The organism is Arminella tubonensis (genome assembly GCF_003240585.1).
Taxonomy (GTDB): domain Bacteria; phylum Pseudomonadota; class Alphaproteobacteria; order Rhizobiales; family Rhizobiaceae; genus Rhizobium; species Rhizobium tubonense.
Map to the genome: position 1 here is coordinate 17,047 of NZ_PCDP01000061.1, position 12,610 is coordinate 29,656.

General features: G+C 60.4%; 15 protein-coding genes. 6 read left to right on the forward strand and 9 right to left on the reverse strand.

What is annotated here, in order from left to right; all coding sequences use genetic code 11:
• Positions 1–20 precede the first annotated feature (20 nt).
• Both CPY51_RS26745 and CPY51_RS26750 read left to right on the forward strand, forming a co-directional pair.
• Positions 21–635, forward strand: a complete 615-nt coding sequence (locus CPY51_RS26745; RefSeq protein ID WP_111163263.1) for an HAD family hydrolase — start codon at positions 21–23, stop codon at positions 633–635.
• Positions 636–639: 4 nt separating this feature from the next.
• On the forward strand, positions 640–1,005 hold the full coding sequence (locus CPY51_RS26750) for a nuclear transport factor 2 family protein (protein ID WP_111163264.1): 366 nt from the start codon (positions 640–642) through the stop codon (positions 1,003–1,005).
• Between the two features lie 131 nt (positions 1,006–1,136).
• Here the strand turns inward: CPY51_RS26750 and CPY51_RS32390 are convergent, their stop codons facing one another.
• The 5 genes from CPY51_RS32390 to CPY51_RS26770 all read right to left on the reverse strand — a co-directional run bounded on the left by CPY51_RS32390 (position 1,137) and on the right by CPY51_RS26770 (position 4,975).
• Positions 1,137–1,445 carry a hypothetical protein gene (locus CPY51_RS32390; protein ID WP_146260176.1) on the reverse strand — a complete coding sequence of 103 codons (309 nt, stop codon included), beginning with the start codon at positions 1,443–1,445 and terminating at the stop codon, positions 1,137–1,139.
• A 179-nt stretch (positions 1,446–1,624) separates the two neighbouring features.
• The gene (locus CPY51_RS26755) at positions 1,625–2,200 is read right to left on the reverse strand and encodes a M12 family metallopeptidase (protein ID WP_111163265.1); all 576 of its coding nucleotides are present in this window, start codon (positions 2,198–2,200) and stop codon (positions 1,625–1,627) included.
• 297 nt (positions 2,201–2,497) lie between these two features.
• Complete coding sequence (locus tag CPY51_RS26760; RefSeq protein ID WP_111163266.1) at positions 2,498–3,628, reverse strand: site-specific DNA-methyltransferase; 1,131 nt, start codon at positions 3,626–3,628, stop codon at positions 2,498–2,500.
• Between the two features lie 673 nt (positions 3,629–4,301).
• Positions 4,302–4,649, reverse strand: coding sequence for an antibiotic biosynthesis monooxygenase family protein (locus tag CPY51_RS26765; RefSeq protein ID WP_111163355.1), 348 nt, complete (start codon positions 4,647–4,649; stop codon positions 4,302–4,304).
• The gene (locus CPY51_RS26770) at positions 4,646–4,975 is read right to left on the reverse strand and encodes an NIPSNAP family protein (RefSeq protein WP_111163267.1); all 330 of its coding nucleotides are present in this window, start codon (positions 4,973–4,975) and stop codon (positions 4,646–4,648) included. The genes CPY51_RS26765 and CPY51_RS26770 overlap by 4 nt, the downstream gene beginning before the upstream one ends.
• A 107-nt stretch (positions 4,976–5,082) precedes the next feature.
• On the opposite strand from CPY51_RS26770, the gene CPY51_RS26775 reads away from it, so the two are divergent.
• A complete protein-coding gene (locus tag CPY51_RS26775) occupies positions 5,083–5,769 on the forward strand; it encodes an ArsR/SmtB family transcription factor (protein WP_111163268.1) in 687 nt (228 codons plus the stop codon).
• Here the strand turns inward: CPY51_RS26775 and CPY51_RS26780 are convergent.
• The 3 genes from CPY51_RS26780 to CPY51_RS26790 form a co-directional block, all read right to left on the reverse strand.
• Complete coding sequence (locus CPY51_RS26780) at positions 5,766–6,191, reverse strand: DUF1284 domain-containing protein (protein ID WP_111163269.1); 426 nt, start codon at positions 6,189–6,191, stop codon at positions 5,766–5,768. The genes CPY51_RS26775 and CPY51_RS26780 overlap by 4 nt on opposite strands.
• Positions 6,188–6,778 carry a biotin transporter BioY gene (locus CPY51_RS26785; protein ID WP_111163270.1) on the reverse strand — a complete coding sequence of 197 codons (591 nt, stop codon included), beginning with the start codon at positions 6,776–6,778 and terminating at the stop codon, positions 6,188–6,190. The genes CPY51_RS26780 and CPY51_RS26785 overlap by 4 nt, the downstream gene beginning before the upstream one ends.
• A gap of 200 nt (positions 6,779–6,978) precedes the next feature.
• Entirely contained in the window at positions 6,979–7,647 is a 669-nt protein-coding gene (locus tag CPY51_RS26790) for a GntR family transcriptional regulator (RefSeq protein WP_111163271.1), read from the reverse strand.
• A gap of 190 nt (positions 7,648–7,837) precedes the next feature.
• Here CPY51_RS26790 and CPY51_RS26795 point away from each other — a divergent pair, with 190 nt between their 5' ends.
• Complete coding sequence (locus tag CPY51_RS26795; protein WP_111163272.1) at positions 7,838–8,536, forward strand: HAD family hydrolase; 699 nt, start codon at positions 7,838–7,840, stop codon at positions 8,534–8,536.
• A gap of 344 nt (positions 8,537–8,880) precedes the next feature.
• Here the strand turns inward: CPY51_RS26795 and CPY51_RS26800 are convergent, their stop codons facing one another.
• Positions 8,881–9,525, reverse strand: a complete 645-nt coding sequence (locus tag CPY51_RS26800) for a hypothetical protein (RefSeq protein ID WP_111163273.1) — start codon at positions 9,523–9,525, stop codon at positions 8,881–8,883.
• Between the two features lie 320 nt (positions 9,526–9,845).
• Here CPY51_RS26800 and thrC point away from each other — a divergent pair, with 320 nt between their 5' ends.
• Complete coding sequence (thrC, locus tag CPY51_RS26805) at positions 9,846–11,246, forward strand: threonine synthase (protein ID WP_111163274.1); 1,401 nt, start codon at positions 9,846–9,848, stop codon at positions 11,244–11,246.
• Between the two features lie 17 nt (positions 11,247–11,263).
• Complete coding sequence (locus tag CPY51_RS26810) at positions 11,264–12,559, forward strand: M16 family metallopeptidase (protein WP_111163275.1); 1,296 nt, start codon at positions 11,264–11,266, stop codon at positions 12,557–12,559.
• The last annotated feature ends 51 nt before the right edge of the window (positions 12,560–12,610 follow it).

The following is a 12,610-nucleotide window of genomic DNA, read 5'->3' on the forward strand; positions in this document are numbered from 1 at the left end:
CAGACTCCAAAGGACAGTTTATGACGACGGAAATCCAGCATATTGTCTTCGATATCGGCAAAGTTCTCATTCACTACGATCCGAACCTGCCCTACGCCAAGGTCATTCCCGATGAGGCCGAGCGCGCCTGGTTCTTTGCCAATGTCTGCACCCACGACTGGAATATCGAGCAGGACCGCGGCCGTACCTGGGAAGAAGCCGAAGAGCTACTGATCGCCGAGCATCCCGAGCGCGCGGAACAGATTCGCGCTTTCCGCAAGAACTGGCACGCGATGGTCCCGCATCACTACGAGGACAGCGTCGCCATCATGGAGAAGCTGATTGCCGAGGGCCGCGACGTGACGCTTCTGACGAACTTCGCCTCGGACACGTTCCGCGAGGCGCAGGAGCGGTTTCCATTCCTGTCGCGGACGCGCGGCGTGACCGTGTCCGGCGATATCGGGCTGATCAAGCCTGACGTGGCAATCTACGAGACGCATGCCAAAGAATTCGGTCTCGACCCTGCCTCGACCATCTTCATCGACGACTCGCTTGCGAACGTCGAGGGAGCGAGGGCCGCGGGCTGGAAGGCTGTTCATTTCACCGGCGCCGACAAGCTGCGCGCCGATCTTTCAAGCTATGGCATAGAGGTCTGACGCCATGACATTCGACCCCGCAGAGCGCATCGTGCTTTTCCATGACGCCGTCAACAGCATGGACTTCGAGGCCATGGAAAGGTTCTTCGCGAAGGACGCGACCTATGTCTCGAACGGGGTCGGCAGCCTCTCCGGCCGCGAGGAAATCCTCTCCGCCATCCGGCTCTATTTCGAGGTCTATCCTGACCAGACCGCCGTCAACAACCTGGTCGAGACGCTCACTCCGCTCTCGGGCCGCGCCGTCTGGTCCGTTCGCGCGACGCACGCGAGAACCGGCAAGCCGCTGGTGCGCGAGGGGGAGGAGACGATTACGTTTAACGATGACGGCGAGGTGGTGAGCGTGGATGTGACGGACTATCAGGCGTTTTAGCTCTTCATGGCGTATCCGAAACTACCCCGCTCCCTCTCCGTCTAAATTCTTCACGAATGGATGCCGTGGTTACTTAGTATCGTTGCTGACGGCCGCTACGTTGAGGAAAGTCGCCGCAGAACATCGTGAAACTAATCGGCCCCGTAGCTACTTATGATACACTGTGAAGAAATGCTATTATAATATACAAATACTGATTTTTGCGTTTGCTTGGCGGACAGAATAGTTGACCAAAGTCTATTCCGTTGTTCCGTGCTTGCGGTGGCCGGCAAAAGCAGCTGCCCGCTTGTGCATTCCGAGGGAGTAAACCATAGCACTACAGATCCACCCATGTAGTCTTCCAGTTTCCATGCCGTGGGAACTGCCGAAATGCTTTTAACTTCAGCAAATGCAGGCGCTGACTGAAACAGAATAAAAAGTAAGAATACGAATTTCTTCATTTTAACTCTCCAAATCAATTTATTTGTGAATATCTAGATCTACCAGAGAACAAAGAGAATTGGATTCAAGTTTATCCCTAGGCTCGAATCTCCATAAAATCGCCGGACCATGACGATGTCGGTTGCGCTCAGTCTACCGTTGCCGACCCAGGCCGGATTGCAGTAATTCAAGACGGAACTCAGATCCCACGCGCCGACATATAAATCGCCATTGATGCGTTGCGCGTCCGGATCGTGGTCGCATGCTCCCGGAGGGGTGTCGCTCTGTTCTGCTCATGCGCAAAGCCAAGTGCATGTCCGAATTCATGCACCGCAATTTTTCGGATGCATTCGTCCTTTGTTTGTTGGCAGCTCTCACTCCATTTAGTGAACTCGAAATTCAGGCGCATGCCGGGACTTAAGTTTCGCAACTGCGTTCCCAACCCATAAGTGGCAGGTCCGTCGCTATTCACAACAATCGTCAGGCCCTCGTTTTTTTTGCCCGTGCATGCGCCCCACCCTGCAAAGCGGATCAGCGATGCCGCTTCCCATGTCTCTGCGACTGCTTTCCTGACAATTTCCCGTTGCGCAGCATAACCATTGAACGCTTGTACCTGCATATCCCAACATGTCGGGATTGGCGCGAGCGGCCATATAGTGGTGGTCAGGGGGTATCCCTCTATCGCCTTATCACCGGCAACCACAGGCGAGGTAGCGACACTGAAAATCAGGCAAAGGACAGCCAGAGATGCCGCGAATGCAGGCGCAATCTTCATCGGGATTATTCCTCAACAACAATAGTAATTTATTGCCTGAACGAGGCCATCTATATTCTAATATACATACTTCAATTGTCGGATTACGCTGACAACAGAGCAGCGGCAGGATGCTTTGTCAATATAATTTAAACGTATTGCTTGCATTTCGATTGCAGCGGTTTGAAATCGAGTTGCACCATCCAAAACGCAAAGACGCCCAAGGCTTGTAACCCTGGACGTTTTTCATGCCTTCTTCCGCAACTGAAGGTACAGAACCGGAGAAAGGTGGCTGTGCGATCCTGACGAGGATTTGGGTTACTCCGCCTTCGCCATATCACTGCGGATGATGGACCGGAGATCGTCGATCGGGCGCAGGGATTTGCCGTCGTCGAAGTGCCAGAAGGTCCAGCCGTTGCAGGCGTCCAGGCCCTGGACTTTGGCGCCAAGGCGATGGATGGAGCCGGCGTCGCCGCCGGATGCGACCGTGCCGTCGGCGCGGACGATCGCGCTATGGCGCCGGCGCGCGTCGGTCAGCACCTGGCCGGGCTTGATCATGCCGTTTTCGACCAGCACGTTGAAGGCGATGCGAACTTCGGCCTTCTTGCCGGTCATCACGGTCAGTTCCGCCTTGCCGAGGGTGTCGACGGCGGCGATGCGGGCAGATGCGTGATCGATGTATTCCTGCTCGCGCTCGATGCCAACGAAATGGCGGCCGAGGCGCTTGGCGACGGCGCCTGTCGTGCCCGTGCCGAAGAAGGGGTCGAGAATGATGTCGCCTGGCTTCGAAGAGGCCATGATGACGCGGGCGAGAAGCGCTTCCGGCTTCTGCGTCGGGTGGGCTTTCTTGCCGGCATCGTCCTTCAGGCGCTCGTTGCCGCTGCAGATCGGGAACAGCCAGTCGGAGCGCATCTGGACGTCGTCGTTCGACGCCTTCATCGCATCGTAATTGAAGGTGTAGCCCTTGGTCTTGGCGTTCGGGCTGGCCCAGATCATCGTCTCGTGGGCGTTCTGGAAACGGCGGCCCTTGAAATTCGGCATCGGGTTGGTCTTGCGCCAGACGATGTCGTTGAGGATCCAGAAATTCAGGTCCTGCATCATCGCGCCGACGCGGAAGATATTATGGTAGGAACCGATGACCCAGATGGTGCCGGTGGGCTTCAAGACGCGACGGCAGGCGAGCAGCCAGGCCCGGGTGAAGGCGTCATAGGCCTCGAAAGACGCGAACTGGTCCCATTCGTCGTCGACCGCGTCGACAAGGGACTGGTCCGGGCGATGCAGGGCGCCGCCGAGCTGCAGATTATAGGGTGGGTCGGCGAAGATGACGTCGACGGAATGGGTCGGCAGCGCCTCGAGTGCGCTGACACAATCGCCCTTGATGATCGTGTCGATCCAGGAGCCGGGATTGGTGGATGTCTTCAGGTCTGCAAGAGGAAAAACCGACGCCATCTGATACTCGCTGTTACGCTTACGCATTACGCTTTAACTGATCGGTATGGTTACCTAAGTTGGTTACCAAAGACTGAAGCACGGATGAAATTGGGAAATTAATCGCATTTTCCATGCCATGGAAAAACGTCGGCAGATGCAGGATATAGCCGCATGGGCGGATGCGGGGACGGCCTGCATCCGCGGCTGAGGGCGGGTATTAGTGGCCACCCCTCGTGGTTCGAGGCTCGCCACCTCCGCCTTCGCTCGGCAGCATCGCGCCTCACCATGAGGGATGGGGCGCCAGGCGATTTTCGGAAATCGTGGCCGCCGCCCCCCCTTCTCCCCTCGGGGAGAAGGTGCCCAAAGGGCGGATGAGGGGGCTTTCGCAATTCACTCCAGGCGTCCAAAACTAGAATTCAACAAGCGCCCTCTCGCCGTGCCGCCCCCTCATCGCCCCGCTGTGCTCGGCACTTCTCCCCGAGGGGAGAAGAGGGAGGCCGCGGCGCGGGCGGCGGCAGTGCTCCACATCCGGCGTTGGCCAGCGGTAGCCCTTTGTCTGCAGTACTAACCCTTCCATCTGCGGCACGGGCAGCGCTAGCCCTCATCCAGAGGCGGGAGCAGAGCGACCCTCGAAGGACGAGGGCGGGCATCGGCGGCCAACGGCAGTCAAGCGCACGCGATAAGCAGCCATTCAGCCACCAAGCACCTCCCGGCTATCCCCCGGTGCCTCGTCGCGTTCGTTCAGCCCATAGTCCCGGACCACATGCGCAATCCGAAGGCGGTAGTCGGCGAAGATGCCGTTGCGGCCGGCTTTCTGGGCGGCACGATGGGCTTCGGTGTTGCGCCACGCCTTCACGGACGCCTCGTCGCGCCAGAAGGAGAGCGAAAGGATCTTGCCGCGCAAGGTCAGGCTCTCGAAACGCTCGATGGAGATGAAACCATCCATCGTCTCGAGCTCGGATTTGAGCGATCCGGCGAGATCAAGGTAGTTGTGGCGCTCGCCGAGATAGGGGACGACCTCGAAGATGACGGCGATCATGGCGCCACCTTCGGGGCGTGCGGCGTCGAGACGCATTTGAGGAACAGGCGGTCCTCCTTCAGGATGAAGCGCTCGCGTCTCGCGAATTCGTAGTTCTCCTTGCCGAGCGGATCGGCTGTCAGGCGGGCGCGGTATTGCTCGTACGCGGCCAGGCTCTCGATGTTGTAGACACCGTAGGCCGTTGTCGCCGAGCCTTCGTGCGGGCCGAAATAGCCAATGAGATCGGCGCCGCACCGGGGGATCGCCTGTCCCCAATTGCCAGCATATTCGGCGAAGGCCTCCTTCTTGAACGGGTCGATCTCGTAACGGATGAAACAGGTGATCATGGTCGGCTCCCTTGATTGGATAGCGACGTTTTCGCATATTGCCCGACGGCGATGCTTCGGTTACGCTCGAAGTATGATGGCGGGCGAAGTATGCGGGAGGACAAGACATGAAAGAAGGTCCTGATATCGCGCAGATCGGTGCGCTCATCGGCGATCCGGCCCGGGCAAACATGCTGACCGCGCTGATGGCCGGTCGTGCGTTGACGGCAACCGAACTTGCCGAGGCCGGCGGCATAACGGTGCAGACGGCGAGCACGCATCTGGCCAAGCTCGAAGGCGGCGGGTTGCTGACCCAACGCAAGCAGGGTCGCCATCGCTATTTCACGCTTTCCGACGACGCGGTGGGAAAATTGCTGGAAAGCATCATGGGTTTTGCTGCCAGCCGCGGGCATCTGCGCCATCAGCCGGGACCGAAGGAGCCGGCGCTGCGCAAGGCGCGCATCTGCTATGATCATCTTGCCGGCGACTACGGCGTGCGCATGCTCGACAGCCTGATCGCCGGTGGCGCCATTTCGCAGGTAGACGAAGCGTTGAGCCTGACAGCAAACGGCGAAGGCCATCTGAAATCGATCGGCATCGATGTGACCGGGCTTAAATCCACTCGCCGGCCGCTATGCCGATCCTGCCTCGACTGGAGCGAGCGGCGCGCGCATCTGGCGGGAAGTCTGGGGAAGGCGCTGCTTGCGAATTTCCTCGACAAGGGCTGGGCGCGACGGTCGGAGAACAGCCGGTCGATCCTGTTCACACCGGAAGGCGACCGGCAGTTTCTGAGGCTTTTTCCCGTCGAGGCTTAAGGCCGCGTCACGAACGTTCCCTGATAGTCGCCGCCGGCGATCGTCGTGCAGAGACCTTCCCATTCGCAGCCGCTGCAAGCTTGCCGGATGGCGCCTGACGTGAAGTTTCGACGAAGATCCCTCAGCAGTTCCGCTTCCGGCCTGATGATCGACCCCGGCTTGATCTCGTTGCCGAATAGTCGTGCGACGGCTTGCCTGGCGAGCGCGTCGCGTTCGATGACGCTCGCGTTGAGACAGTGGGGGTCTCCACCCTCCATCAGGGGCGCGCAGATATCGTCGGGGCCGGAGACGAGTTCGATTTCCTCTCCGGCCGAGAGGCGCCTGGCGATGCTGCGGTAGTTCTCGGTGAAGGCAGGATTGTAGCCCTCACCGACGAATGTCAGCATGCAAAGCAGATGGTGGGCGCGAAGCCTGACGGTCAATTCAGGCGTGCCCTGCCGAGATAGATCTTCGCACCCATGAGCACGGCCGCGGCGAGCGCCGATTTCAGCACGGCGCCGAGGATGAAGGGCGCGACGCCCAGCAGCCAGCCTTTTTCAGCGCCGATCAGAACGGCCAGCCAGCCGCCGCCGATGACGAGGCAAAGAATATTGGCCACCAGGTGCGATGCGAAACTGCGGATGACGCGATCGCCTGTCCAGCCCCGCTCGGCAAGCCAGCCGGTCAGCGCACCGATGATCGGGAACGAAACGAGATAGCCCGCAGTCGGACCCACGAAGGGCGCAAGGCCGCCTGCCCCGCCCGCCAGAACCGGGAAACCGAGCATCGCCTCACCGAGCCAGGCAAGGATCGTCAGTGCACCGAGCCGCCAGCCATAAAGCGCGCCGATCATGGTGATGGCGAAGGTCTGCATGGTGATCGGCACCGGCACCATCGGCACGCTGATTTGGGAGGCCAAGGCCAAGGCCAGCGTACCTGCGACCACGAAAACGGCCTTGATGGCGAGGGAGCGTTGACCAAGGCGCAGGGGGTCGAAAGCATCCACCTGATGCGCGTCGAAGAGGGACATGAAGTTCTCCTGGTTGAATTATAGATAATTTATGAGCACCATCTATTTTATGGCGAAGGGAAATGGATGACGCAAGCCGACCGCTGAGAATTTCCGGATAAAAATGCCAAGCATCGACTCTCGCGCAGCCACACGACCCAAAATAGGATCGAAAGAGCCGTGCTTCTGCGATGCTGAGTTATCTATAATTTGGGGCTTATTTAACCGACGATCACAAACGTTTCGCGGGTCGCGCCGGATGATGTGCGAACTGGTGCTTTGCCGATCCACTGCACGTGCTTTTGAAGAATCGCGGCAGCCTCCTCGGTTCGCCCCTTGCGAAGCGCTGTGAGAATGGCGCGGTGGTCGTGGTCGGTGCGCTTTTCCCAGCCGGATTGCCAGGCCGAGAACAGGAAGCGGGCGCTCGCCGCATGCAGGTCGTCTATGGTCGCCAGCAGCCGTGGCATGCCGCAGGGCGCAAGGATCAGCCGGTGGAAGCTGCGATTGGCCTCTTCCCATGTATGGACGTCGGAGGCCAAATCGCCCTGCCTCGCCGCCTCTTCCGCCGCATCGAGGATCGCGGCTGTCAGGTGCTGCGCTGCGTGTTTCAGCGCCAGGCATTCGAGTGCGGCCCGCATTTCCGCGACCTCCCGGACCTCCTTCAGGTCGAACGAGGCGACGCGGAAGCCGCGGCGTGGCTCGCTGATCGCCAGGCCCTGCGCCTCCAGCAGGCGGAAGGCCTCGCGCACCGGAACGTGGCTGGCGCCGAACTCCTCGGCAATGTGGTCCTGGCGCAGCCTGCTGTCAGGCGCGAGTTCGCCACGGACGATGCGCTCGGCAAGCACCCGGCTTATGCGACTGGCGATGGTGTCATCCTTTTGTACGGCCATGCGCGATCCTTAAAGAGGGGTTTTGAGCTTGTCGAGAAAATAGCTGCCTATTCGCCGATAGAGATAGCTGCCTATTCGGCAGGGGGATAGCTGCCCGTTGCGTGCAGGACAGACATGCCCGGCCGCCGGTTGAGCTTTTGGGGCCCATCGTGTAAAGCCGCACCATCCCCTTTCAGAGGCATTTCATTCCATGAATATCAATAGCGGCTTCGACCTGATCATCTTCGACTGCGACGGCGTGCTGGTCGATTCGGAAATCATCGCGGCAGATGTCGAGTCCCAGCTCCTGACGGAAGCGGGTTATCCGATCGGCGCCGAGGAACTGGCCGAGCGGTTCGCCGGCATGACCTGGGAAAACATCCTGTTCCAGGTCGAGCGCGAGGCGAGCATTCCGCTCTCGGCGACGTTGCTGACCAGATCGGAAAAGCTTCTGGATATCCGGCTTGCAAATGAGGTCAAAGCGATACCGGGCGTCGAATTCGCCCTCTCGCGCATCGACTTGCCGCGTTGCGTCTGCTCGAATTCGAGCTCGGAGCGACTTGATGTGATGCTGACCAAGGTCGGGCTGAAGAAGCTGTTCGCGCCGCATATCTATTCCGCCAAGGACCTCGGGCCGGACCGCGTCAAGCCGAAGCCCGACATCTTCCTGCATGGTGCCGCCCAGTTCGATATTCCGCCCTCGCAGGTCGTCGTGGTTGAAGATTCCGTCCACGGCGTCCACGCGGCAAAGGCTGCGGGCATGCGGGTCATCGGCTTCACCGGCGCGTCGCACACCTATCCATCGCATGCGGACAAATTGACGGATGCAGGCGCGGAAACCGTGATCTCACGGATGAACGATCTTCCCGGCGTCGTTGCAGCCCTTGCCGAATGGTCCGGCGTCGCCTGAGGCACCCACCTCCCCCTTGATGGGGAAGGTCGCAGCGAAGCCGCGGGTGGGGGTGATTGTTGGGTGTCTCAAGGGATCACCCCACCCCGGCACTGCGTGCCGACCCTCCCCATCAAGGGGAGGGTGTTGCAGCGGCGATCGCTTTGAAACCCGGAATGTCTGCTGTTTCCGCCTTAAATGGATGGATGTACTTGCCGTGAGTTTAGTGGCATCTCCACCTCCCCCTTGATGGGGGAGGTCGCGCGGAACGCGCGGGTGGGGGTAAACTTTGGGTGTCACAAGAGATCACCCCACCCCGGCACTGCGTGCCGACCCTCCCCATCAAGGGAGGGTGTTAAAACTGCCTACTTCTTTTTCTTACGAACGGGCTTCGCCTTGTCGGCATGGCCTTCGTCGAAGCTGACGACGACCTGGGTAAAGCCGCCGGAACCGCCCGTGGTCGTCACCTTGCTGTCCGTATAGAGGAACTGCGTCGTGCTCTCGCCGGAGGGCATGGTGACGGGGAAGCTCGTGGTATCGGTGTAGAGGACGTTCTCGCCATCCATGACCTCGACCTTGATGGGAAGGTTGACGCTGCCAGGCATGCCGGCCGGGCCGGAGACGAGACGCCCCTGCGCGACAACCGTTATGTTGAGGCTGGAGCCGTTGGTCGTGCACTGGCGCGTCGCCTGGACGAGCGAAGCCTGGTAGGAAAGCTGCTGCGGGTCGGTCTTGGCACCCTTGTAGACCTGATGGACCGCGCCCTCGTCGCGAACGACGACCTGGGGGCACTTTCCTGCGACATAGGCGGGACCCGGGGCGGCCGGCATTGCGGGAGCAGCCTGGGCCTGCGCGCCAACCGGCGAGGCGGCGGAGCCGTCATCGGCCTGCGGCTGCACGGTTACCTGCGTTGCCGGCTGTTTGTCGCCACCGAAACCGAGAGAGCTGCAACCGGCCAGGACGGCCATGAACGATGCGGAAATAAGAAGACGCGAAACTCTGCCTGACACGATTATTCCACCCTCTGGCCGTTATGTATTTTAGCGGTCCCTGCTCGGTTCGCGGGGCCTTTCATGACACTTGGCGATGGTCTATACCAGCGGCGCTACGAAAAATCGATTGGGTAAGCACCGTTTTGGTTCACTTTTCAACGCTACCGGATTGCCGCAAACCGCCGCCTGGCTCAGATACCGGCGGCCAAGTTGTGCGCTTACGAAAACGGCGCCGTTGATTTGGCGCAAAGAGACCGGGTGTCGCACCCTTCTTCGCCCTAGAATTAACCGCTCGACGACTTCCCCAAATTCCATTTCCGATATCGAGGTACAAGACCGTGGACTACATCTCAACGCGGGGAGAGGCCCCTGCCCTTGGCTTTTGCGACGCCCTTCTGGCAGGACTTGCGCGTGACGGCGGGCTTTATGTTCCGCGCGAATGGCCGCAGCTCAGCAAGAAGGAAATCCGCGGCTTTCGCGGCAAGAGCTATCAGGACATCGCTTTTTCGGTGCTTTCGCCCTTCGTCGGCGACGAGATACCGGCTGACATCTTCCGCGGCATGATCGACGAGGCCTACGGCACCTTCCGCCACCCGGCCATCGCGCCGCTGGTGCAGACCGGCCCGAACAGCTTCATCATGGAGCTTTTCCACGGCACGACGCTCGCCTTCAAGGATGTGGCCATGCAGCTGCTGGCGCGGCTGATGGATTACGCGCTGGAAAAACGCGGCGAACGGGCGACGATCGTCGGCGCGACGTCGGGCGATACCGGCGGGGCCGCGATCGACGCCTTTGGCGGCCGCGACCGAACCGACATCTTCATCCTGTTTCCGCACGGCAAGGTTTCGCCGGTGCAGCAGCGGCAGATGACCAGCTCGACGGCTTCGAACGTGCACGCGCTGGCGATCAAGGGAAATTTCGACGATTGCCAGAACCTCGTGAAGGCGATGTTCAACGACACCGCCTTTCGCGACGGGGTCAGACTGTCGGGCGTCAACTCGATCAACTGGGCCCGCATCATGGCGCAGGTGGTCTATTATTTCACCACCGCCGTGGCGCTTGGCGGACCGGACCGGAAGATTTCCTTTACGGTCCCCACCGGGAATTTCGGCGATATCTTCGCCGGCTACGTCGCCAAGCGCATGGGCCTGCCGATCGACCGGCTCGTCGTCGCCACCAATGAAAACGACATTCTCGCCAGGACGCTGAAGACCGGGCGCTACGAGATGCGCGAGGTCAAGGCGACCACCTCGCCGTCGATGGATATCCAGATTTCGTCCAATTTCGAAAGGTTGCTTTTCGAGGCCTACGGGCGCGATGCATCGAAGGTCAGGGCCGCGATGGACAGCCTGAAACAGTCGAACGGATTCGAGATCGGTGAGGAAGCGCTAAAATTTATCAAGCGCGATTTCCGCGCCGGCCGCGCCAGCGAACGGCAGGTCTTCGAGACCATCCGGCAGACATTGGCCGAGGCCGGCTATCTCCTTGATCCGCATACGGCCATTGCCGTCTTCGTCGCCAAGAAAAACGAAAAGGCGAGCAGTCCGATGGTGACGCTTTCGACCGCGCATCCGGCAAAATTCCCCGCCGCAGTAAAATCGGCATGCGGTATTGACCCGGCGCTTCCGACGTGGCTTGCTGATCTGATGGACAGGGAGGAGCGCTTCGATATCCTCGATCCCGAGCTCAAAGCCGTTGAAAGCTTCATCGGCAAGCATGCCCGGGCCAAGGGGCGCTAAGCGCAGAAAGACGAGCGATGACAGTTGAGTGCACCCGGCTTAATTCGGGGCTGACAGTAGTAACCGAGACGATGCCGCATCTTGAAAGCGTTGCGCTCGGAGTCTGGATAAAATCGGGTTCGCGCAATGAGACTGAGGCCGAGCATGGCATCGCCCATCTGCTCGAGCACATGGCGTTCAAGGGTACAGCCCGTCGTACCGCCCGCGAGATCGCCGAGGAAATCGAGAATGTCGGCGGCGAAGTCAATGCCGCGACATCGACCGAGACGACATCCTACTATGCGCGCGTTCTCAAGGAGGACGTGCCGCTTGCCGTCGACATCCTCGCCGACATCCTGATCGAAAGCGCATTCGACGAGGACGAGCTGCAGCGCGAGAAGCAGGTCATCCTGCAGGAAATCAACGCAGCCAACGACACGCCCGACGACGTCGTCTTCGACAAGTTCTCCGAAGTCGCCTATCGTGACCAGACGCTCGGCCGGGCGATCCTCGGCACACCGCAGACGGTGGTCTCGTTCACGCCGCAGCAGATCCGCGGTTATCTCAGCCGCAATTATACGACCGACCGCATGTTCGTGGTTGCCGCCGGTGCAGTCGACCACGACAGCTTCGTGCGCGAGGTCGAGAAGCGGTTTGCCGGCCTGCCCACCGCGCCGTCCGCCCCGCCCGTCATCGAAACCGCCCGCTATATCGGCGGCAGCGTGCGCGAGACCCGCGACCTGATGGACGCGCAGATCCTGCTCGGCTTCGAGGGTCGCGCCTATCATGCCCGCGACTTCTACTGCTCGCAGATCCTTGCCAACATTCTCGGCGGCGGCATGTCCTCGCGGCTGTTCCAGGAGGTGCGCGAAGTGCGCGGCCTCTGTTATTCGGTCTATGCATTCCACTGGGGCTTTTCCGACACCGGCATCTTCGGCATTCATGCCGCGACCGGCGGTGAGAACCTGCCGGAACTGCTGCCTGTTATCGTCGAGGAACTGCGCAAGTCCTCGCACAATATCGAGCAGCAGGAAATCGAGCGCGCCCGCGCCCAGATCCGCGCGCAACTGCTGATGGGCCAGGAAAGTCCTGCGGCACGTGCCGGCCAGATCGCACGGCAGATGATGCTTTACGGCCGCCCGATCCCCAATCCGGAGATGATGGAGCGGCTTGAAGGGATCACCATCGAGCGGCTGACCGACCTTGCGGGCCGGCTGTTCTTCGATACCGTGCCGACGCTTTCGGCAATCGGCCCGCTGGAGCAGCTTGCCCCGATGGAAGATATCGTCACCTCTCTTTCGATGCCGACGACCGCCAGAAAAGCGCACGGCTGATCTACAGCCAGCGACCGACGGGATCGGCCAACCACGACTTCAACCTTTCCG